This window comes from Chryseobacterium sp. HR92 (assembly GCF_045689405.1).
GTDB lineage: Bacteria > Bacteroidota > Bacteroidia > Flavobacteriales > Weeksellaceae > Chryseobacterium > Chryseobacterium viscerum_A.
On sequence record NZ_CP139139.1, the window covers coordinates 43,340 to 64,714 of the forward strand.

The 21,375-nt window shown below is 36.9% G+C and carries 18 protein-coding genes and 5 tRNA genes; 12 read left to right on the forward strand and 11 right to left on the reverse strand.

Features of this window, described 5'->3' with window-relative positions:
* Positions 1-4: 4 nt before the first annotated feature.
* Both SFA27_RS00220 and SFA27_RS00225 read left to right on the forward strand, forming a co-directional pair.
* On the forward strand, positions 5-973 hold the full coding sequence (locus tag SFA27_RS00220; protein WP_407295342.1) for a zinc-binding alcohol dehydrogenase family protein: 969 nt from the start codon (positions 5-7) through the stop codon (positions 971-973).
* Positions 974-1,180: 207 nt separating this feature from the next.
* Complete coding sequence (locus SFA27_RS00225; RefSeq protein WP_407295346.1) at positions 1,181-2,563, forward strand: tetratricopeptide repeat protein; 1,383 nt, start codon at positions 1,181-1,183, stop codon at positions 2,561-2,563.
* Positions 2,564-2,610: 47 nt separating this feature from the next.
* On the opposite strand, the gene SFA27_RS00230 is transcribed toward SFA27_RS00225, so the two are convergent.
* Genes SFA27_RS00230 through SFA27_RS00245 form a run of 4 tightly spaced genes read right to left on the reverse strand, consistent with a single transcriptional unit; the run spans position 2,611 to position 5,481 of the window.
* Positions 2,611-3,477, reverse strand: coding sequence for a hypothetical protein (locus SFA27_RS00230; protein ID WP_407295349.1), 867 nt, complete (start codon positions 3,475-3,477; stop codon positions 2,611-2,613).
* Positions 3,478-3,524: 47 nt separating this feature from the next.
* Complete coding sequence (locus tag SFA27_RS00235; protein WP_047377965.1) at positions 3,525-4,403, reverse strand: DMT family transporter; 879 nt, start codon at positions 4,401-4,403, stop codon at positions 3,525-3,527.
* Positions 4,390-5,043: a leucyl/phenylalanyl-tRNA--protein transferase gene (gene aat / locus SFA27_RS00240; RefSeq protein ID WP_407295352.1), complete on the reverse strand. Its 654-nt coding sequence runs from the start codon at positions 5,041-5,043 to the stop codon at positions 4,390-4,392. The genes SFA27_RS00235 and aat overlap by 14 nt, the downstream gene beginning before the upstream one ends.
* Positions 5,044-5,103: 60 nt before the next feature.
* Entirely contained in the window at positions 5,104-5,481 is a 378-nt protein-coding gene (locus tag SFA27_RS00245) for a DUF3127 domain-containing protein (RefSeq protein ID WP_047377967.1), read from the reverse strand.
* A 179-nt stretch (positions 5,482-5,660) separates the two neighbouring features.
* Here SFA27_RS00245 and SFA27_RS00250 point away from each other — a divergent pair.
* From SFA27_RS00250 to SFA27_RS00270, 5 genes are all read left to right on the forward strand, one after another.
* Positions 5,661-5,742 (forward strand) — tRNA-Leu (locus SFA27_RS00250).
* 4 nt (positions 5,743-5,746) lie between these two features.
* Positions 5,747-5,822 (forward strand) — tRNA-Gly (locus SFA27_RS00255).
* A 6-nt stretch (positions 5,823-5,828) separates the two neighbouring features.
* A tRNA-Leu gene (locus SFA27_RS00260) sits at positions 5,829-5,912 on the forward strand.
* Positions 5,913-6,032: 120 nt separating this feature from the next.
* Positions 6,033-6,114: transfer RNA gene (locus SFA27_RS00265), tRNA-Leu, on the forward strand.
* A gap of 75 nt (positions 6,115-6,189) precedes the next feature.
* Positions 6,190-6,273 (forward strand) — tRNA-Leu (locus SFA27_RS00270).
* Between the two features lie 47 nt (positions 6,274-6,320).
* On the opposite strand, the gene SFA27_RS00275 is transcribed toward SFA27_RS00270, so the two are convergent.
* Positions 6,321-6,953, reverse strand: a complete 633-nt coding sequence (locus SFA27_RS00275; protein WP_407295355.1) for a helix-turn-helix domain-containing protein — start codon at positions 6,951-6,953, stop codon at positions 6,321-6,323.
* 329 nt (positions 6,954-7,282) lie between these two features.
* On the opposite strand from SFA27_RS00275, the gene SFA27_RS00280 reads away from it, so the two are divergent.
* The 3 genes from SFA27_RS00280 to SFA27_RS00290 are packed head-to-tail and all read left to right on the forward strand — an operon-like array spanning position 7,283 to position 9,608.
* Positions 7,283-7,651, forward strand: a complete 369-nt coding sequence (locus SFA27_RS00280) for a hypothetical protein (RefSeq protein WP_047377969.1) — start codon at positions 7,283-7,285, stop codon at positions 7,649-7,651.
* Positions 7,652-7,692: 41 nt separating this feature from the next.
* A complete protein-coding gene (locus SFA27_RS00285; protein ID WP_407295358.1) occupies positions 7,693-9,108 on the forward strand; it encodes a PLP-dependent aminotransferase family protein in 1,416 nt (471 codons plus the stop codon).
* A gap of 14 nt (positions 9,109-9,122) precedes the next feature.
* Complete coding sequence (locus tag SFA27_RS00290; RefSeq protein ID WP_407295361.1) at positions 9,123-9,608, forward strand: GNAT family N-acetyltransferase; 486 nt, start codon at positions 9,123-9,125, stop codon at positions 9,606-9,608.
* A 75-nt stretch (positions 9,609-9,683) separates the two neighbouring features.
* On the opposite strand, the gene SFA27_RS00295 is transcribed toward SFA27_RS00290, so the two are convergent.
* The 6 genes from SFA27_RS00295 to SFA27_RS00320 form a co-directional block, all read right to left on the reverse strand.
* Positions 9,684-11,537, reverse strand: a complete 1,854-nt coding sequence (locus SFA27_RS00295) for an alkaline phosphatase family protein (protein WP_407295363.1) — start codon at positions 11,535-11,537, stop codon at positions 9,684-9,686.
* Between the two features lie 398 nt (positions 11,538-11,935).
* On the reverse strand, positions 11,936-12,604 hold the full coding sequence (locus tag SFA27_RS00300) for an HAD-IA family hydrolase (RefSeq protein WP_407295366.1): 669 nt from the start codon (positions 12,602-12,604) through the stop codon (positions 11,936-11,938).
* A gap of 7 nt (positions 12,605-12,611) precedes the next feature.
* Positions 12,612-13,766 carry a TIGR03364 family FAD-dependent oxidoreductase gene (locus SFA27_RS00305; RefSeq protein WP_407295368.1) on the reverse strand — a complete coding sequence of 385 codons (1,155 nt, stop codon included), beginning with the start codon at positions 13,764-13,766 and terminating at the stop codon, positions 12,612-12,614.
* Between the two features lie 11 nt (positions 13,767-13,777).
* Positions 13,778-15,082, reverse strand: a complete 1,305-nt coding sequence (locus SFA27_RS00310) for a DUF5690 family protein (protein ID WP_407295370.1) — start codon at positions 15,080-15,082, stop codon at positions 13,778-13,780.
* Positions 15,083-15,091: 9 nt separating this feature from the next.
* The gene (locus SFA27_RS00315) at positions 15,092-17,917 is read right to left on the reverse strand and encodes a TonB-dependent receptor (protein ID WP_407295373.1); all 2,826 of its coding nucleotides are present in this window, start codon (positions 17,915-17,917) and stop codon (positions 15,092-15,094) included.
* A 514-nt stretch (positions 17,918-18,431) separates the two neighbouring features.
* Positions 18,432-19,001, reverse strand: a complete 570-nt coding sequence (locus SFA27_RS00320; protein WP_149389149.1) for a helix-turn-helix domain-containing protein — start codon at positions 18,999-19,001, stop codon at positions 18,432-18,434.
* A 209-nt stretch (positions 19,002-19,210) separates the two neighbouring features.
* Here SFA27_RS00320 and SFA27_RS00325 point away from each other — a divergent pair, with 209 nt between their 5' ends.
* Both SFA27_RS00325 and SFA27_RS00330 read left to right on the forward strand, forming a co-directional pair.
* Entirely contained in the window at positions 19,211-19,918 is a 708-nt protein-coding gene (locus SFA27_RS00325) for a response regulator transcription factor (protein WP_264519374.1), read from the forward strand.
* Between the two features lie 3 nt (positions 19,919-19,921).
* Positions 19,922-21,322: a HAMP domain-containing sensor histidine kinase gene (locus SFA27_RS00330; RefSeq protein ID WP_047377978.1), complete on the forward strand. Its 1,401-nt coding sequence runs from the start codon at positions 19,922-19,924 to the stop codon at positions 21,320-21,322.
* Positions 21,323-21,375: the final 53 nt, after the last annotated feature.

Here is a 21,375-nt window from a genome sequence, read left to right on the forward strand (position 1 = left end):
AAGAATGAAAGCAGCAGTAGTATTTGAAAAAGGAAGTATCCCTCAATACGCAGATTTCCCGGAGCCTGAAGTACAGGAAAATGAAATTTTGGTTTCAGTAAAAGCAGCCTCCATTAAAAATCTCGACAGAGCCAGAGCGGGAGGAAATCACTATTCAACAGAAAACCAGGAACATCAGCCAGCTGTTATTGGAACAGATGGAGCAGGATATCTTGAAAACGGAAATAAAGTCTATTTTTTCAGCAAAAAAGGAACGGTATCCGAAAAAGCCGCAGCAGATAAAAAAATGATCATTCCGATTCCTGAAGAACTTGATTTTTCTTTAGCGGCTGCATTACCAAACGCCGTTATGGGATCAGCGATGGCCTTGAAATTTAAGGCTGGAATGCAACAGGGTAATACAGTCCTCATTAATGGAGCAACAGGAATCACAGGTAGAATTGCAGTTCAGATTGCCAGACTATATGGAGCGGGGAGAGTTATCGTTACCGGTAGAAATGAAGAATCTCTGCAGTCTTTGCTTGAGTTGGGCGCTGATGAGGTGATTTCACTCAAGCTGGATGATCATGATTTTAAACAAAAGATAAAAGAAATTCACAACCAGATGCCTATAGATATTGTATTGGATTATATCTGGGGCCATTCTGTAGAAATGATATTGTCCGCCTTTAAAGGAGACGGAACTTTTTCCCATAAAACAAAACTGGTAACAATAGGCGGAATGAGCGGAGATACGATTCAGCTTTCTTCACAAATTCTCAGAGGAACTGATATTCAGATTTCAGGATCAGGATTGGGAAGCTGGACGAAAGAAGAATCAGCACTTTTGTTTTCAGAAATCATTCCGGAAATGTATCAGGCAGCCGTAGAAGGAAAAATTAAAATGGAAACAAAAGAGGTTGATATTAAAAATATCGAAGCCTCATGGAATGCGGAGATACAAAGCGGAAAACGGCTGGTGATAAGAATTTAACCCCAATTTCCATTTTTTTATCCACAATCCTTTTATCGGTTTTCTTTTTTTACTATTTTTATAATAGAAATTTATGAAATGGAAAATTCAAAAAAAAGTTGCAACTTTGCATAAATATTTGAATATCAGTTTCAGATGTATTATTAACTAACCGTTTGCCGAGGTTTGTAAGCAAATTCAGACATCAGGCCGACAAAGAGGACACTATTGGAAGAGTATTTTGGAAATGAACTTGTAAAAAAGTTCGAGGAAATGATGGAAAACAATGACGAATTCTACTTCGATACCGAAGAGTTAGAAGACATCATCGTTTATTATTTGGAGCTTGGTGATTTTAATTACGCTGATATGGCGGTTAATTATGGTCTAAAGCTTCATCCCAATTCGTTGGATATTAAGATCAAAAGACTTGAAATCCTTCTGGAGTGGGAAGAGTATAATATGGCGAAGGAACTAATCAACGAGTTAAAAGGTGCTTCTATGGAGAACACAGACTTTTTGGTTTGTTACGCCAAATATTATTCGAGCTTAGGAAATCCCAGAAAATCCATTGAAATTTGTAAAAAAGCTTTGACATTAGAGGAAGAAGAAAACTTTCTCCACAACTTTATTGCGGATGAATATGTGAATCTCGGAGATCCTTTTAACGCCCTTAAACATTACAGAAAAGCACTGAAAGAAGATCCAACGGATGAATATTCGCTGGAAAACTGTATGGTGTGTTTCAGTGACCTGAATAAGAGCGAGGAGGCTATAGCCTTTCTTAATGAATATTTAGATGAATTCCCTTATTCTGAAACCGCTTGGTTTGAATACGGACAATTCTATTTCAACAGAAAAAATTATGATGAAGCCATAAGAGGCTACGATTATTTGTTGGCAATCAACTCAAACTCTGTAGGAGTGTATGCCAATAAATCAGCCTGTTATGAAGCCATGGGACAATACCAGAAAGCTATCGATACTTATGAAGAAATGCTGGAACTGGAATACACAAAAGCATTTACTTTTTATAAGATCGGATTGTGCAATAAGGCATTAAAACAGCCTATTCTAGCTTTAAACGCATTCCAGAAATCATTGAGAGAAGACCCTCAGTTTTATCTTGCAATGATGGAGCAGTCTTATCTTTATGAAGAAATGGGTGGAATGTCTGAAGCATTACATTATGCTAAAGAAGCTACCCAGCTGAATGAAAACAATCTTGATTACCAAAAAAGATTAGCGTTTCTATTCATCGATTCAGGAAAGTTTGAAGAAAGCCTTTCCTGTCTTAAAAAGCTCGTAGATGCAGAACCTACAAGGTTCTACAACTGGTATGCCTACTCAGAAGTTTTGATGTTGGTAGGAGAGTACGAAGATGCGGTAACTGTTTTGAACAGTGCCATAAAAAAGCACCACAGAGCTGAGCTGTTTTATCAGTTGAGTAATTGTTTTTTCAATCTGAAAGATCAGGATAAAGGAACAGAATCACTTCAGAAAGCATTAGACCTTGATCCGTCTTTAGTTAAGGATATGCAGAAAAAATATCCTTTCATTAAAGATGAAGTGAAAAAAGTTAAGGCTACTAAAGTGAAGAAAAAGAATTAGATTAATCTAAAAAATAATAGAAAAACCTGCAGAAATGCAGGTTTTTTTTATTGATAGTTGTATTCGTAGATGAATTTATCAGGAGCACTTGTTAGAGGGTTTCCATTAATGTCAAGTAATTGTCTGTCTTCTACAGACGGATAACCTGCGGTATTAAATGTAGTGGTATATTTATGAGAAGTTGTTCCGGTTCCGGTACCTCCACCGGCCGTGGTATTGGTAAACTGCCCTTTATAAGTGCTTAAGCTGTTTTTTATATTTGAAAATAACATGCTTACCCCGTCACTGCTTTCATTTCCATTGAATATGATTTTATCAAAGCCCTTTACATTTTTAAAAGGATAGTTTTTATCCGTGTAAGTATAGGTCTCTTTTTCTGTGTAATTAACTGTATTTCCATTGACTGTTCCTGTTCCTGAACCCACATTGCTTACCATATTTCCATTGCTGTACGTAAAAACACTGTTGATCGTAGAAGAGCCGGCAGTTCCTGAATTCGTTTGTCTTTTTACACTGATTTCTGTAGTACTTGTGTAAGTGTAGGTAAATGTAACCGTGTTCTGTATGGTACCGGTAGTAGAATATTCCTTCGTAACCGCTGTTGCCATACGTCCGTTAGAATAGCTGTATTCAGCTGCGCTTTCAAGAACGTTGTTTTCGTAATGTTTAATACCGGTAACATAATCATCAGTATAAGTGAATTCAATTCTTTGCCCATGATTAATATTGTTAATCATGCTGATGATTTTGGTTCCGCTGTAATTGATTTTCATTACAATACCATCCATAGTCATCCTTGTAGGAAGAATTACACTTTGATTGGAAGGGTCACTGTTGTCAAAAGGAGTATCGTCAGAAGAAGAACAAGAAAGTGTTAATAAGGCTATTGAGCCACAAAGTAGAATTTTTTTCATAGTTATAAGTTAAATCAGTCAAATATAATTTAATTTATAATATGATTTTATTTTTTTGTATTTGTTCTTAAAAACAGAAGTCCGGCAATAATGATTCCTGCTCCTATAAATTGTAAATAAGTCAGTTTCTCACCATCCAAAATTCCCCATATAATAGCAACAATAGGCATTACTAAAGTAACCGTAGATGCAAAAAGAGGGGTGGAAACTTTCAGCAAGCGGTAATTCATCATCATTGCCAGCCCGGTTCCAAAAACCGATAAAAGGCTCACAAACATAAGGCCCATCAGATTATCTTTCGAAAAACTGAACTCCGAAAAGAATCCGGTGCCCGTCAATGCAATAATGGAAGGAAATAATAGGACAAAAGAGAAAACAAAAGCTGATAAAACAGTGGAAGAAACCTCCATAAGCTTTGATTTGACGGTCGTTGTGCTCAGGGCATAGCATAAAGTAGCCAATAATAAAAGCATGATTGGGATCATTTTCAATTCCCCGCCGTCTCCGCCGCCAAATGCTAGAATGCAGACTCCCGTGAAACTTATTAATGTTCCTATGATTTGTTTTTTTGTCGTTTCAAACTTCCATACCAATCCTCCTACAATAATCACAAAAATTGGCATCATAGAGTTGATGATTCCCGCAATGCTGCTGCTGACTTCAGTTTCTGCGATTGGAAAAAGGAACATCGGAATAAAATTTCCTGTAAATGCGGCCAAAATTAACCATTTCAGATGTTTTTTGGGGAAAAGTTTATAATTTGAAATGGCAATCGGAAGTAAAATAATCCCGGCAATAAGAACTCTTAAAGATCCTACCTGAAAAGGATTAAAATGCTCGAGAGATTTTTTGATCAAAATAAAGGATGATCCCCAGATAATACTCAGGATAACCAGAAGAACCCATTTTTCTTTATCCGCGTTCATTATTTTCGTGTAAGATTTTTAGAAATTCTTTTTTAGGAATCATTTTAGCACCCAGACTTTCAAGATGCTCTGTATGAGATTGACAGTCAATCAATTCGATATTGTTTTTATTGCTCTCTACAAAGTGGATAAATCCTGCCTTGGAAGCATTGCTCACTTTAGCAAACATGCTTTCTCCACAAAATACACCGCCAATCTGCAATCCGTAAAAACCACCTACAAGCTCTTCATCCTGCCACACTTCAATACTTTTGGCCAGGCCATATTCATGAAGCTGAATAAAAGTATGCATCAGCTCATCAGAAAGCCATGTCCCGGACTGGCCTTTTCGGTTCGCCTTTTGACAGTTCCTGATCACTTCCCTGAAATTCCTGTTCTCTGAAAAAGTAAAAACATTCCTGTTTAATATCTTTCTCATTGATTTTGAAACCTTCATTTCTTCAGGAAACAGTACAAATCTTGGATCCGGACACCACCATAGAATTTCTTCTCCGGGATTGTACCAGGGGAAAATACCAAGTTGATAAGCAAACCAGATACGCTCTACAGACAAGTCACCTCCAAAAGCAACCACTCCTTCATGACCATCATACAGCTCAGGGTCAGGAAATGAAATCTCGTTTTCGTCTAATCGAACCATGCTTAGAAAAAAAATCCCACTTCAAAAAGCAGGATTTATATTTGATCTTGTATTCTTTAATTAAAAAGGTAAATCATCATCATCATCTCCTGCAAACGGATTTTCGTTTGAAACTGGAGCTGCAGATTGCTGAGACATTGCCTGAGTAGGTTCTGAAGCATTCTCAGAAACTTTCTCTACTCTCCACCCTGTAATAGAGTTGAAGTATTTAGTTTCACCTTGAGGAGAAACCCATTCTCTACCTCTGATATTGATTCCTACCTTTACGTTTTCTCCTTCTCTAAGGTTATCTAATAAACTGATTTTATCAGATAAAAATTCTATGTTTATCGGCTGTGGATACTGTTCTTGAGTTAAAATAACCATTTCTCTTTTTTGAAACCCGCTCGCAAATGTTTGAGCATCAAAAAGTTTCTTTACCGTTCCTTGTAATTCCATATCGTAAATATTAACGATGTAAAAGTAAGAAAATGAAATGTAATAAAAGGTGCCGTGAAAAAAAAATGTAGAAATTTTAATTTTTTTTCTTGAAAAGTTTGGTAGTAAAGGAAATTGCCCTATATTTGCACTCACAAAAACGAAGCAAGCTCTTTAAAACTTACAATATAAAAAAACCAGCGGATGTGGTGTAATTGGTAGCCACGCCAGACTTAGGATCTGGTGCCGTGAGGCGTGGGGGTTCGAGTCCCTTCATCCGCACTATGCGAAAATAGCTCAGCTGGTAGAGCACAACCTTGCCAAGGTTGGGGTCGCGGGTTCGAATCCCGTTTTTCGCTCCACACCATGCCCTGGTGGTGGAACTGGTAGACACGCAGGACTTAAAATCCTGTGTCCGCAAGGACGTACGGGTTCAAGTCCCGTCTGGGGTACAAGACCCTCTGTAATATCTTACGGAGGGTTTTTTGTTTTAATAGAGAGCGTTCTTTAAATAAAAGTCTTATATTTGTAAGAAATATAGTCCGAATTTGTAAAAACAGATCGGTAAATCAGCGGATGTGGTGTAATTGGTAGCCACGCCAGACTTAGGATCTGGTGCCGTGAGGCGTGGGGGTTCGAGTCCCTTCATCCGCACTATGAGAAAAGGCTCTTAAGAGTCATTCAAAAGGTTGGAACCTCGGTTCGGATCTTTTTTTTTGCCCACACCATGCCCTGGTGGTGGAACTGGTAGACACGCAGGACTTAAAATCCTGTGTCCGCAAGGACGTACGGGTTCAAGTCCCGTCTGGGGTACAAGTCCCTCTGTAATCTGATTACGGAGGGATTTTTGTTTATAGCCTCTATAATATCTGGTCGTTTCCGGCTTTCTTTTCCAGTCTTTCCAGCCTTTCAAAAATACTGGTGAAAATATTCTTGTCTGCTGTGGAAACATATCCTACAATCTTATAATATTCCTGAATATTTCCTTTTGTTGATTGATTATCAGAGATATATTGCAGATTCTCATTTGTATACTCCAATAATTTATTGATAGGTTCTGTATTCAGACCGGATTTATTTAGAAATACAACATCTCCATATTGATATTGCGGTAATAGATGTTTTTCTGTAGTAAATTCATAGATCAAATCAACAGATGCTAATATTTTTTGCAATATTGACAGGTTAGAACTTTCTGTTGTTATTTGCGTTTCCTTATCATTCTGATTGGTAAATTCCGGGAAAAGCATAAGCTGATCAGTGTTTGAAGCACTTCCCAATTGGCTAGCCTGTAGGGTTTCTGTCAGAAATTTATCAAGATTAAGATTAAAGTGATTCGCAACTTTCAGTATGGTTTCGATTTTTGGTTCTGCACGTCCTTCTTCATAAGAGCTTATAACCCCTCTGTTTAAATCAAACAAGTCTGCAAAAGCCTTTTGGCTTAATCCTTTAACCTGTCGTATTTTCTTAATATTACTTCCAAAGAAGCTCATGTTGTCTAAAATTTTTTGCAAATATAGAGAATGCGATACAAATGATTGATAAAAATATTTGCAATTCTGTGCAGTCAAGCATTATCAGATATTTGATATCACAGTATTTTGAAGGAAGGGATAAAGATTGCACAATCTGATTTAAGAATATAAAGAGCAAAAAATATAGTTCCTTATTATATCAATTTCTGGTCTGGCTGTTGAACTGTTTCTGTTCGCATAACAAATTCCAGTTAATAGAATATATTCTGTACCCATAATATTGTATAGTTCTGTATCTGTATCCAAAATTAAATCCTTCATAATTTTGTTTAGCTAAAGAAGAAAATATGGAAACAATCACTCAACATCAGAAACAGTTTCAATATGCTGAGGCTTATGTATCAGACATGTTGGTGCTGAAAAACATTTTTCTGGAAACACAGAATTTGAAGAAAGCAGACCAAAATTTCGGACTTCCTTTTCTTTTGGCTAAAAATGGCAGGGAAGTCATTGCTTTTGCCAGTCTTATCATTAATGAAAAGAATGAAATTTCTTTTAAAATCTATGATAAAAACAGAATGACAGAAGCCGAAAAAAGAAACTTTTTTTCCCGGGCTGAACGATATTGCAAAAATAATAATACGCCCAATTTCAAGGATCCGGAACAATTAAGAAGTAGTATCAACAGTATGATCAGCTGGTTGAATCCTGAATAAAAACAGGATAAAATTGTACATTTACTTAAAACCCTGATTCTATGTCTAAAGATGTTCTGTACCTTAAAATAGCCAATTCTGTCACAGAGCAGATCAAAAATGAAACCCTGCAGTTTGGAGACAGGCTGCCTTCACTGAGAAGTGCCCAGAAGTTATACAATGTAAGCCTGAATACCATAAAACAGGCCTATATGGAGCTGGAAAGCCGTTCTTTGGTAGAATCACGTCCTAAATATGGATACTATGTAAGCCAGACCTCCCAGCGAAAACTGGCGCTGCCTTCCGTGGCTCAGATAAAAGTTTCAGAAGGAAAAAATACACCTCAGGATCTGATTGATAAAGTATTCGGGAGTATTGGAGGAACGGATGTCACACAGTTTGCTCTTGGGATTCCGGGGAAAAGTCTTCTTCCGGTGGCTAAGATGAAGAAATGTATGATTGATGTAATGAAAAGGAAAAGCGACAGTGGGACCAATTATGAACCCGTGCAGGGAAGCGAAGTGCTGCGTCGGGAAATCGCCAAATGGTCAATGGTCATGGAAGGGAAAATCACAGAAGATGATCTTGTCATTACTTCCGGAGCGATGAATGCCGTTTATAATTGCTTAATGGCTGTGACACAACCAGGAGATTCGGTAGCGGTGGAAAGTCCTGTATATTTTGGAATCCTTCAGGCTATTCAGTTATTGGGATTGAAGGCGGTAGAAATTCCTACTCATCCCATTACAGGAGTGGATCTGGATGCTTTAAAAAAAGTTATTCCGAAACTCTCTGCATGTTGTTTTGTGGTGAACTATAATAATCCGCTAGGATTTCAAATGCCTGATGAGAACAAAAAAGAGCTGGTTAAAATGCTCACCGAGCACAATGTTCCTTTGGTAGAAGATGATGTCTACGGAAACATTTATTTCGGAGCGGGAAGACCGAAACCGTGTAAGTTTTATGATGAAGCAGGAATTGTGATGTGGGTAGGCTCGGTTTCCAAAACATTGGCACCTGGCTTTAGAGTAGGATGGGTGGCCCCGGGAAAATTTAAAGAAAAAATTATCCGTCAGAAACTGGTTCAGACGGTAAGCGGGCCGTCTTTGTTTTCAGATGTGATTGCCGATTTCCTTGCCCACGGACGTTATGATCATCACCTGAGAATGTTCAGAAAAAAGCTGTATGCCAATTACCTGCAGATTCAAAAATCGGTGATTGAATACTTTCCGGATAATACCAAAATCTCAGAGCCAAAAGGCGGTTTTATGCTCTGGCTGGAACTGGATAAGAGAATCTGTACAGAAGATCTTTATGATATCGCAGTAAGCCAGAAAGTAAACTTTGCCCCGGGAAGAATGTTTTCACAATATAATCAGTATCAGAACTGTATGCGTCTGAATTATGCATTGGAATGGACAGATAGAGTAGAAAGCGACCTTGAGAAACTGGGCAAAATGATAAAAAACAAAATTTAATAAACCTTATAGCGATGAATGATAGTAAGAATGAAGTAAAAATTGTAGTATACGAACCTCAGTATAAAGAAGCTTTCAAAGCTTTGAATGAAGAATGGATCAAAACATTTTTTGTGATGGAAGCCAGTGATTATAAGCTGCTGGATAATCCGGAAGAACAGATTTTAAATAAAGGGGGACATATTGTTTTTGCACTGTTAAATAATGAAGCCGTAGGAACCTGTGCGCTGGTGAAAGCGGAAGATGAGCCTCTTACTTTTGAGTTATCAAAGATGGCGGTAAGCCCTAAAGCTCAGGGAAAAAAAATAGGATATTTATTGGGAACATCGTTAGTGGAGCTGGCAAAAAGTCTGAATGCTGAAAAGATCGTGCTGGAAACAAATTCTGTACTGGTTCCCGCAATAAAACTTTATGAAAAGCTGGGTTTTAAGCATGTGCCTATTGTGGATGCAGGATATGACCGTGTAGATGTGCAGATGGAACTGCATCTGAATATTTAATAAAAAAAATATTAGAACTCGGATAGGAATATCCTTGTTCTAATATCAAAATTTAAATCTAATTGCTTTACTGTTTTATTTCTTGATGAAGGTCTTGGTCTGTGACTTTTTGCTTCCGTTAATTTTAATAAAATAAACTCCTGCCGGAAGATTTCCGATATTAATTTTTTCATCATAATATCCTCTTGAAGATTGCAGTTGTGATGCTGAAACAAGAGCTCCTTTACTATCGATAATTTCTGCTTTAATTTCCTTATCTTCAGATGAATACTGAATACCGATGAATGTTGATACTGGATTTGGATATATCTTAAAATCATCAGTGGTTACTTTCGTCTCTTTTGCTGCCAATATTTCTTTTGAACATACAGGTATTCTGTTAACACCATCTATTCCCCATGAAGCCTGTACCGGAATACAAAGCCAGTTCAATACCGTAGGGAAGTGGTCTGTTTCTCTCGTCGTTGAAGTATAATCATAAACTTTGAAATTGTTGACGCTATTGGTGTTATAACTAGGAGAACCTGTTACAGCCATATTATTAGCATTTGGACTTGAATCCGTCAGTGTATTTCCTGAAGTTCCATTACATTTCCAATTGGCTAATAATTGAGAATAATAAGGGTGTGAGGACGTAATATCCTGATTAGCCCAATTCACGATTACATCGTTAGGAAGAGCAGATTTCCAGATTCTCACATCTTTATAGGAAGCCGCAAGGTTTATTCCATAAGTATTTGTTCCATCCTGATTTAAGGTTAAAGGAAGTCCGGAATCAATACTTCCGATGGTGCTCATTTTAGCAAAAGTTACCGGAACACCATCTTCATAAAGAGTTACCAGCCCATCTCTGTCAAAGCTGGCAGCAATATGTTTCCACTTATTGGTTTCTACTTTTCCGCCAACAAGATCTATTCTGTTGGTGCCGTCGCCAATATTCATCTTGAAAGTTTGCCCTGAATAGCCTGAGAAAACAAATCCTTTATTTTTCCCGTTCGCCCAGTTTTTATTACTGATCATTACCGGATCACTGGAATAAGAAGCATTAGGTTTTACCCAAAATTCAATCGTAAAATCCTGATTGGTACCAAAATTAAATGGAGTCTGATTCACCGGTTTTGCATAAGTTCCCGCAGGAAAATTCAGCTGATTGAATGTTTTATTGGATTCCAGTACTGTTTTGCTGATCTGCTGAGGAGTAAATCCGGGATTGGAATACACCGTAAAAATATTTCTTTCAGAAATATTTCCGCCTCCATGCGAACTGTCTACAGCACCGTGGTCTGTGGTAAGAACTACCAGCCAGTCTTCGTTGTTGTAAGAAGGTCTGTTTTTCATGGCAGCAACAATTTCTCCGATATAAGTATCCGTTGTCTTAATAGAAGATACATACTGTGGAACTGTTGATGAGAATCCATAAGAATGTCCCGCATGGTCTACATCATCAAAATCTACGAAGAGAATATCTGGATTATCATTCTGTAAAGCCGTTATTGCCGCATTTTTTACCGCGAGATCTGTTGCCAGATTGGTCTTTACATCAGCGGTTTGAATGATTTTGTCGTTGATGGGTGACCAGTGAGCAAGAGAAATAGTTCTTAGAGCAGGATTATAAGTTTCTGCTCTTGTTAAAAAGTCAGGGTAATTGATGTAGTTCGGATTGGTAAAGTTATTGTCCTGAACATTGTGCTTGGTATGCCATACTCCGGTAAGCATGGTGCTCCATCCGTTTCCGCTCCAGGTAGTGGCAGCGCAAAGTCCGTCAGTAGAATAAATTGACTGACTGATAAGGTTTTGAATATTAGGAGTAGGTGTAGACATCATCACATCTGCACGGCATCCGTCAATACCGATAAAAAGAACTTTTTTAGTCTGAGCTCCAAGTAAACAGCTCATTACAACAGCCATTGAGAATAGTTTTGTTTTCATTGGGAAATAGGTTTTTGAAAGTATAAAAGTTTACAAATAGTAATTTATTTTTAACTATTGTAAAATTAGTTTACTATTTGTAAACATGTGTAAACTAAAAATTAATTAATTGATAATTAAAAAGTTCACACAAAAAAGCTTAAATAATAACCACAAAAGTCACAAAAGAAATACCTTTATTTGATGTCAAGAATTTTATGAATATGAAGTTGCAACAGCATCCAAAATTGTCGATTTTGACAAATATTCAATCAAAGGTGCGATATTCCCATCCTCTGGAGGGGTGTCAAAAATTCTTTGAATTTTTGAAGGGGTGGTTAAAAACACAAACATTTTCAATGGATAACCACGAAAACATTTGTGTCAAGAAGTATTTAAAAATAATCTGAAAAAATGGATTAAAGAATATCTTCAGCTTCTGAAATCGTATTCAGAATATAATCCGGGGCTGCCTTTTCAAGTTCTGCCTTGCTTTGGGCTCCTGAAAGAACTGCTACCGTAAGTCCGCAGCCTGCATTTTTGCCCTCTTCAATATCGATGACAGAATCACCTGCCTTTAAAACCTTATTGGCTTCAGTAATATTGAATTTCTTCATTGCAAGATGAATCATTTCAGGGCTTGGTCGGCTTTCCGAAACATCATCCGCTGTAATCAAAGCATCAAAATGAATACTTTCTTTCCAGTTGAGCTTGTTCAAAAGCTGATGAGCGATTTCGGATGTATATCCTGTATTCAAAACGATCTTTTTATTTTGAGACTTCATGCTGAGCAGGAAATCTTCTGTTCCGTTGATGGGTTTTACCTCAAGAGTTTTATAGGATTCTTTAAGCTGGTCAGAAAAATTCTCAAAAATAACAGGAGCATCCTCTTCATTTCCATTAATTTCTTTTAAAAGGCTTGTGATGGCTTCCAGTTTTTCCATTCCGGCACAGCTGGATAATACTTTTTCCAGACTTACCACATAGCCATAGTCATTCACAGCGTTGGTAAGTGTTTTGTAGACTACATTATCCTCATCAATTGTTGTTCCGGCCATATCCAGAACTAATAATTCTATATTTTTCATGTAAATGTTATGCGTAAATTTTTTCAATATTAAACTTAGAAAAGCCACCGCTTCCCGTCATTCCTTTTCCTCCGATACCTGTTACAATATGAATATTGACAGATGGGCTGTGCTCAAAAATATCTTTTGTTTTGCACTGGGAATAAATTCCGAACCATCGTCTCTGAATTTCATACGTAGGAAGATCAATGATTTTTTTAGCCTCATGAATCATGAATTCATCAATCTCCATATTAAGATCATATCCAAGATCATCCGCATTTTTAGCATCTGCATATTCATGAGAATCTCCTATGATGACAGAACCGTCAAGTGCCTGTTTGAATAATATGTGAATTCCGTACTTCTTTTCAAATGAGTTCGGGTCTTCTAAATCCTTGATTTTCTGAAAAGAAGGGCACTCACTGAATGATTCATATCGTCTTACAGAAAGACCTGTAAGGATATTTCCCTGAAGCGAATAGATTCCCTGAGGTTTGGTTTGAAGCATCTGCAGTTTACTCACTTCCAGATCGCTGTCATTAAACACTTTAGGATACAAAGTTTTGAACTCATGTCCGCCGCAGATAATAATTTTAGAAGCATTAAATTCTGTTCCGTCTGCTGCTACAGCTGTACATTTCTGATCATCTTCATTGGTTTCAAGAACCGTTGTATTATAGAAAATCTGCAATCCCATTTTTTCCTGAAGCAGCTTGTGAAGTTTTACAATCATATCTGCAGAATCTACGGAAAGTTCCTGTGGGAAAAACAGACCTCCTTTACAATAATCAGAACGAAGCCCATCATATTTCTTGATGCAGTCGTTTTTGGATAATAAAACAGATTCATAATCATTATTTCTGTTGATTTGATGAAGCTCTTCAATCAGTTGAAGTTCTTCATCGTTTGAAGCGATATATATGGAACCATTTTGTCTGATGGTAAGGTCTGCCTGAGTGCGAAGTTCATTATATATTGCCAGGCTTTCTCTTCCGAAATTCTGCCATTTAAGATCCATTCCGGATGGCACTACTTGTCCGAAATTCCTTACTGTAGCTCCTTGAGGAACAGAATTTCTTTCCAGTAAAGCTACCTTAAGGTTTTTCTTCAGCGCATGATAAGCATGGAATGTTCCTAAAATTCCACCTCCTACAACGATTAAATCAAATTTTGTTGTCATTGTACTATAATTTATAAAATTTTCGACGTATCGAAATTGATGAATTGATTAGTGTTTGAGTTTGATTTCGGCTTTGACTTTTTCCTGAAAGCCAGAAAAGCAATCACCGAAAGAACGAAAACAGATATTGTGATGATATAATTTAAGTTGATATAAAAATGTAACCACGAAGTCTGAGCCGAACCAAAGTTTTTATACAGCAGGACCAGCACACTTCCCAGGTATCCGAATGAATCTACAATATAGATCAGAAAACCTACATTTCCTTTGATTTCAAAAGCGGCGATCATCCGGTCAAAATAAATTCCGTTAAAGGGAATATAGCAGATGTACATTCCGAACCCGGAAATCGTCATCCATAAAAAAGGAGATAAAGTGCCCTGCTGAAACAGATAAGTAGAAAGTCCTACCGTAAGAATTCCCACAAAAAGAATATAATGATAGTAGGCAAATGCTTTTTTATTGTTTTTTACTTTTACCATAAAACTTAAAATTACAAGAACCATTACAGCAATCGGAATCTCCGTCAGGGTAAAAATAGAACTGTCAAAAGTAAAGTGCAGCCCGTCCCAGATCTCACGGTTGAAATTATCTCTGAAATCTCTTAAAACGGTTAAACTGATATATAAGAAGATAATACACACGATCGGAATAAAAAACTTTTGGATCAATGCTTTTCTTTCTGAACCATTCAACGGCTGTCTCTTATTTTTAAGCAAAATATCTTCTTCCGTGGGCCTTGGGATTTTATTTAAAAGCAGCCCGAAAAGCAGTAAAGGGATGATAAAAATAAGTCCGGCTGAAAACGGCATCCAGAATTCTGAAATGGGAAAAGTATCCATCAGAAATTTCCCTACAGATTTTGTAAATCCTGAAGAAACCACAAAGCTTGAACATAAAAACAGGCCGATGATTTCTGTGGTTTTGCGTCCCTCAATATAAGAGAAAACAATTCCCCAGATCATTCCCAGCGGAATACCATTGATAAACATAAATAAAATATTGTAAGGAGCAGGAACGGCTGCAAATCCTAACAACGCAAGTTCTGCAATCCCAATGAAAGTAAACAGATAAGTGATTCTTTTCTGAGGCTTCAGTTCCGAAATAAATTTGATCCCGATGAATTTTGAGATAAAATACCCCACTGCCTGAGCGATGATAATCAGAATCTTATAATCTACCCCGAAATAGGAGAGCCCCTCAAAAGAAGCTACAGTAAATGGTTTTCTGAAGCCGTACATGCAGAAGTAAACACCAAAAGCAGCAAAAGCGGCTTTCAGTGTTACCAGTGTTTTTTTATTGATGGTTCTGGCCATGATTATGATTTAGAAGTTCAGTTTTACACCAAGATTGAATCGTACTCCATAATATTCTACCTGTTCAGGACGGTCTTCATTTTTACCGAAATGATAGATCAGAGGTTTGTTCAGAATATTGTTCACATCCGCATACAAAGTCAGGTATTTCGTAAACTGGTAAGAACCTCCGAAGTCCAGATTGCTGTATTTACCATAATAAGAGTCATTGATATCCTCTTCAGCATATTCTACGGCATATTTTCCTTTGTAGTTGTAAGCAAGTCTTGCGTTGAATCCTTTTTTCTCAAAGAAAAGCTGGGCATTATATAATTCCTTTGCCTGATAAGGAAGTGCTACCGTTCTTCCGCTTGGCTTTTCCATTTCTGAAGTCATGAAAGTGGCATTCAGCTGCACTCCGAAGTACTGTAAAAAACCTGGTAGGAAATCAAACCTTTTGTTAATTCCAAGTTCAATACCGCCTAGCCATGCTGCTTTTCCGTTATTAGGTGCTGTAAATTGTACGCCGGTAATTCCGTTATAATTTCCGATAAAAGAATCCTGAAAAATAGGATCTGTAATAGATTTATAGAAGACGCCGCCACTCACAATCCCTACGTTTGAGAAATAATATTCTCCCATCAGGTCAAAATTCAAAGAATACGTAGGATTAAGGTTTGGGTTTCCGCCTTTGAACTCGTTGTCTGCTTCAATATAAGTTCCTCCGGGAGTCAGATCTCCAAAATTAGGTCTTGAGAAGGTTCTTGTTGCAGCAAAACGGAGGTTAGCTTTATCGTTTAATGTATATTTCAAATGAATCATCGGAAGAACAGCCAGATAGTTTTTAGTATTTTCTACAGGAGTCAGTACATCGTCATTCACGCTGTAACCCTTCACTTTCGTATTGGTATTTGATAATCTGATTCCTCCTAAAATGGTAATCTGATCATTCAGTTTATAGGTGGCCATCCCGTAAGCGTCTGCATGTTTTTCGAACACATCAAAGTTTCTTCCTAATGCTTTATTATATTCCAGCGCTTCTGAATCTGAAGTATTGATTTTCAGATTTCCCTGATGATCATACCAGAACTGGTTCATTCCATTGGTTGAAAGTACAGGCCCAAAAGTATTGCCGATGTGGGCACTCATTTCACTTAAATATTTCGGGCCGTTGGGTTGTGTCGTAATATATTGAGAATAATCAGACAGAAGAGGTGCTGTTCCGCTGCTCCAGTTGTAGAAAATATCAGAGAACTTTGCGTTACGTTCCTTATCTCTGTATTTAAAACCATATTTTAAAGTCAGTTTATCAGAAGCATTGATCTCATGGTTGAAAGCCGCTACGATTTTATCCTTTTCCTCTACAAAGACCTTATAAAATTCAAGATCTGTAAATCTCATCTGAGATGCGTCCATTTTAAAGTTCGGATCACTGTAAAAACCAAACAATGCATCCGGATTTTTATAATCTAATTTTCCTCCATCAGCTTTCCAGTAAGCTCTTGGTCCATTTCCGTGATTTGAAATATAATCAGGATTGATGCCTACACCAGATTGGGTATACTTGATGACATAGTAAGAATTATTCTGTTTATCAGGGATATTTCCATATTTGAATTTGTTGTCATAATAAGATAGATCCCAATCTATTTTTCCTTTGTTTAATTGATGAACTGCTCCCAGGGAAACAGAAGTAAGCTCCGTTATCAGTAAATTATGAATATTCTGAAGCTCCACTCTTGCTGTATTATTGGCACTGCTGAATTTATCAAATCGGATTCTGTGTTTATAATGAGTTTCATCGTCCGATAAAGTACCATACATTCCTTTTAAATAGAAGGTTGTTTTTGGAGACAATACATATTCAAAAGCGGTATTGATTCCTGTTGTCTTTCGAACTCCGTTATAATCGCGAAGTTCCAATCTGAAAACCCCTTCATCACCACTTCTCCTCGCCTCAAAGTTATCTGTAGACCAGTTTCTTATGAAGTGCGCAAAGTTGAATAAATAGCCGAATTTTTTATCCTTCGTTCTTCCTCCATATAAAAACCCCAGGTTATAAACTCCTTTATCAGCTTTAGCATTATATCCGCTTCCGATAGTTGCCTTGAATTCTGTTTTCATAGGCGGTGTTTTGGTGATAAAATTAACACCGCCGCCTATTCCGTCAGCTTCAATATCCGGGGTAAAAGATTTGTTTACATGTACATACGAGATCAGTTCCGTAGGAAAGAAGTCGAATGCCGTAGCTCTGGAAGTGGTTTCTTCTTCAGCTGTAGGAAGCCTGTTTCCATTAATGGTTGTGGATGCCCAGAATGGCGGAAGTCCTCTCAGGGAAACAAATCTTCCTTCTCCCTGGTCTCTTTCAATAGAAACTCCCTGTACACGCTGTACTGTTTCTGCTGCATTTCTGTCCGGTAGTTTTCCAATTCCGTCAGAAGCAATAACATTGGTAATATTGATGGCATTTTTCTGAAGGTTTAAAGCTCTTGCTTCCGTATTTTTAAGAGTCCCCGTAACTACTACTTCATCAATGTTTTTTCGGGGCTGAGAAAGTTTGATGATTCCCAAATCAACCGTTTGTTCCGGTTTAAGATCTACATTGATATCTGAAGATTCATATCCTATATAGCTGATTTGTAAAGTGTATTGGCCTTCTTTGATATCATTGATGGTGAATTTTCCTTCAATATCAGTCGTTATATTTTTAGATAAGCCTTTTATTTTGACTGTTGCCCCGGGGAGAGGCTGGCTGTCATCAAGAACAGTTCCTATAATTAACTGTTTTTGTGCTGAAACAAAGACTATGAAACAGACAAAAACAAGGGTAAGTAATTTCTCTAATTTTGTTTTCATTTTTACATATATTAAATTTTTTATGCAAATCACGCTAATAATTTTAATATATATAAATATTTTGTATTAAGTATTGTTTAACAAATAACCGCTGTTTGTTACGCTTATTTTACTTTTAAACTCATGAGTGATAACCCTTGAAAATAGTTTCAAACAATGTTTAAATTCACTATTTCAATACTTTTCGCAAATTTTTCTAGAAAATAACAGAAATAGAAATTTCCAGAAATGAGGACTGTTTTAATTAATATTTCGTTCATCTTGGAAGAAAACGGGAAAACAAAAGTTGCATATTTGTAAACTTTTATATGTGCTGGAAAATCAAAAATTGAAGGATTATATAAAAATAAGATGATTATTTAAACGCAAAGTTGACTTATTATAATGCCATATTATAGGGATGCAAAGGTGGTGATGTTATTGTTGAAGAATCTCAAATTATTGAATGCAAATAAGAGATTCTTCCTTCGTCAGAATGACAAAAGCGGTAAAAAATTTTGCGTTAAAAAAGGTATTAAGCGGTATAAAAGTAAAGAACAAGCATCACACAGCTTTCATCGCTGATACTTACGGGAACATGAGGAAACTTACCGTTGAAATAAAGAGAATCTCCCTCTTTTAAAATGATTTCTTCATTATCAATCACATATTTTACTTCTCCTTTCAGAATATATTTAAATTCCCAGGCATCGGTAATCACCTTCTCCCTTTTAGAATTGGGTTCAAGAGTCAGCAACACCGCTTCAAATCCCAAAGAATGAAGACTTTTGCTGAAGATATGCATATATTTGAATCCTTCAGCTTCTACCTCTTTTTCTATAACCTGCTGGTTTTCTTTTGGAACATAGATGAATTTGGCATTGGATTTTTTCTCAACCCCTTCAAAAAAATAACTGGCATCAATCTCAAGAGACTGAATAAGATCCAACAGAACAGGAAGTGAAGGGATGGTTCTGCCGTTTTCAATTCTGGAAACAAGACCGTTACTCACATTCGCTTTGAAAGCCAGATCATTGATGGTTAAATTATTCTTTTTTCTAATATCCTTTAATCTCTTACCGATACCTATTAAAAAGTCGTTCATACTGTGTGCAATGTAACCTGAATTATTTTTTTCGTCACTCTATTAAAAGCAAAGGTAATATTATTCTATAGAGTTTGGATAAGAGGAAGAATCAATTCATTGAAAATTATTATTGAAAAAAGAAGGGCTGGGTTTGTCTTCTGCTTTCTTTCCCTTTTTGCCTATCCCAATAAAATTTCCCTATTTTTGTGAAACTCCTTATTTCATCTATGAAAAAAATTATTCTTATCGAAGACGAAACCAGTGTGGTATCTTTTATTAAAAAGGGACTTCAGGAAAACGGGTATGAAATTTCTGTAGCTTTTGACGGGCGTACAGGAGTACAGCTGGTGCAGGCTAATGATTTCGATCTGGTAATTTTAGATATTATGCTTCCAGAAATGAATGGTCTGGATGTGTGCAAAGAAATAAGAAAAACCAATCAGAGCGTTCCTATTTTATTTCTGACTGCGTTGGGAACTTCGGAGAACATTGTTCTCGGACTGGAAAGCGGTGGTGATGATTATCTGGTAAAACCTTTTAAATTTATTGAATTGGTGGCCCGTGTGAAGTCTCTGCTAAGAAGAAGCAATAATAACGGCCCGCAGGAAATTGCTGAACCGGAGCCGGATAATGAACATGTTTTTCAGTTTTCGGATCTGATGGTGAATGATTATACCAAGAAAGTAACCCGTGGTGGGGAAGATATTTCTCTTACTTCCACAGAATATAAACTCCTGCTGTATTTTCTGAATAACCCGGAAAAAGTAATTTCAAGAGCGGAAATTCTGGATGCAGTCTGGGGCGTAAATTATGAGCTGGGAACCAATGTGGTGGATGTATATGTCAACTATTTAAGGAAAAAGCTCGATAGCCAGGATGATAATAAACTGATTCATACCGTTATAGGAATGGGGTATGTGTTGAAAAAAACATAATGAATGTTTAATAAAGTCATTACAAATCAGACCAAAACGATGGTGCTTTTGATGTTGGTTTTTACCGCCATCATTTTGCTGTTCAGTGGGTTGGTTTATTTTTCTATTGTTAATTTCTCACACCAAAGGTTTTATGAACTGCTGAAGATCAGGACTGCAACCATTGTTCAGATCGAAAAAAGCAAAGATCATCTCGACCTTCCGGAAAACTATATTCTCAATAGTTTAAATGATGAGGAACTTCCGATGGAAAAAGACTATGTTTTTGCCGTTCCCAGAGATTCCAATTTCAAAAAAATATCCCAGGAAGTTCATATTCCTGATTATTTCTTTAAAAATATTATCAAGGAAGGGGAATCCAATTATAATGACCAGGAATTCTATTATATAGGACAAAGCTTCAGATATGATGATAAAGATTATATAGCTATTGCTTCTGCCAAAAACCATTATGTCATTTATTATCTTGGCTTTCTAAAAAGGACACTGCTTACCTGTATTGTTCTTTCACTGTTTTTCAGTATGATCTTTTCTTTTTATCTGTCGAAAACCTTATTCAGGCCTATCTTAAAAATTACAGGAAAAGTAAAGGAAATCAGTTCTGAAAATCTTCACTTACGACTGGAGTCTCAGCCTGATAACAAAGAGCTTAATGAACTGGTAGATACATTCAATGATATGCTCAACCGTATTGAAACTTCTTTTGAGACTCAGAATCACCTGATCGGAAATGTTTCCCACGAATTGAGAACTCCTCTTACATCCATTATGGGTGAAGCTGATGTAGCGCTTTCTATCAGCAGAACAGCAGACGAATACAAAGAAACTCTTGGTATCATTCTGGATGAAGCCGAAAAGCTGGATAAAAAAATCAAAGCCTTACTTATGATTGCCCAAACCGGATTCGATGGAAAGATTCAGAAAATGGACAAGGTGAGAATTGATCAGTTGCTTTGGGATGTTATTGAAACCCTCAGAAGAATTGATTCCCGAAATAATATCTATCTGGATATCAGTATGCTTCCTGATAATCCGAAAAAACTGAAAGTGCAGGGGAATGAACAGCTGCTCCATCTTGCAGTAGCCAATATTATAAGTAACGGCTGTAAATATTCTAACTTTCAGCAGGTGAAAGTTTCTCTGGGAGCTACCAATACAGATGTCTACATCATTGTAAAAGACAATGGTATCGGGATTCCTGAAGTAGAAATGAATAAAATCTACGATCCGTTCTTCAGAGCCTCCAATACAAACAACTACGAAGGTTATGGAATTGGGCTTCCACTAGCAAGAAATATCGTAAGAATGCACCACGGTGAACTGATCGTAAGCTCACACGAGAATCAGGGAACTACAGTGCAGATGCGCTTCCCAAATTTCTATAGTATGCAGAAAGGAGAATAGTCAGATTCCTTTTATTCCGTCTGAAAAACAATCCGGTAACTGATAAAAGGTAT

Excerpts from the sequence above, each read along its gene's own strand:
- SFA27_RS00220 (WP_407295342.1), top strand. The coding sequence starts at position 5 with ATGAAAGCAGCAGTAGTATTTGAAAAAGGAAGTATCCCTCAATACGCA.
- SFA27_RS00230 (WP_407295349.1), bottom strand. The coding sequence starts at position 3,477 with ATGAAAAAAATTCTACTTTGTGGCTCAATAGCCTTATTAACACTTTCT.
- SFA27_RS00235 (WP_047377965.1), bottom strand. The coding sequence starts at position 4,403 with ATGAACGCGGATAAAGAAAAATGGGTTCTTCTGGTTATCCTGAGTATT.
- aat (WP_407295352.1), bottom strand. The coding sequence starts at position 5,043 with ATGGTTCGATTAGACGAAAACGAGATTTCATTTCCTGACCCTGAGCTG.
- SFA27_RS00245 (WP_047377967.1), bottom strand. The coding sequence starts at position 5,481 with ATGGAATTACAAGGAACGGTAAAGAAACTTTTTGATGCTCAAACATTT.
- SFA27_RS00275 (WP_407295355.1), bottom strand. The coding sequence starts at position 6,953 with ATGAGCTTCTTTGGAAGTAATATTAAGAAAATACGACAGGTTAAAGGA.
- SFA27_RS00280 (WP_047377969.1), top strand. The coding sequence starts at position 7,283 with ATGGAAACAATCACTCAACATCAGAAACAGTTTCAATATGCTGAGGCT.
- SFA27_RS00285 (WP_407295358.1), top strand. The coding sequence starts at position 7,693 with ATGTCTAAAGATGTTCTGTACCTTAAAATAGCCAATTCTGTCACAGAG.
- SFA27_RS00290 (WP_407295361.1), top strand. The coding sequence starts at position 9,123 with ATGAATGATAGTAAGAATGAAGTAAAAATTGTAGTATACGAACCTCAG.
- SFA27_RS00295 (WP_407295363.1), bottom strand. The coding sequence starts at position 11,537 with ATGAAAACAAAACTATTCTCAATGGCTGTTGTAATGAGCTGTTTACTT.
- SFA27_RS00300 (WP_407295366.1), bottom strand. The coding sequence starts at position 12,604 with ATGAAAAATATAGAATTATTAGTTCTGGATATGGCCGGAACAACAATT.
- SFA27_RS00305 (WP_407295368.1), bottom strand. The coding sequence starts at position 13,766 with ATGACAACAAAATTTGATTTAATCGTTGTAGGAGGTGGAATTTTAGGA.
- SFA27_RS00310 (WP_407295370.1), bottom strand. The coding sequence starts at position 15,082 with ATGGCCAGAACCATCAATAAAAAAACACTGGTAACACTGAAAGCCGCT.
- SFA27_RS00315 (WP_407295373.1), bottom strand. The coding sequence starts at position 17,917 with ATGAAAACAAAATTAGAGAAATTACTTACCCTTGTTTTTGTCTGTTTC.
- SFA27_RS00320 (WP_149389149.1), bottom strand. The coding sequence starts at position 19,001 with ATGAACGACTTTTTAATAGGTATCGGTAAGAGATTAAAGGATATTAGA.
- SFA27_RS00325 (WP_264519374.1), top strand. The coding sequence starts at position 19,211 with ATGAAAAAAATTATTCTTATCGAAGACGAAACCAGTGTGGTATCTTTT.
- SFA27_RS00330 (WP_047377978.1), top strand. The coding sequence starts at position 19,922 with ATGTTTAATAAAGTCATTACAAATCAGACCAAAACGATGGTGCTTTTG.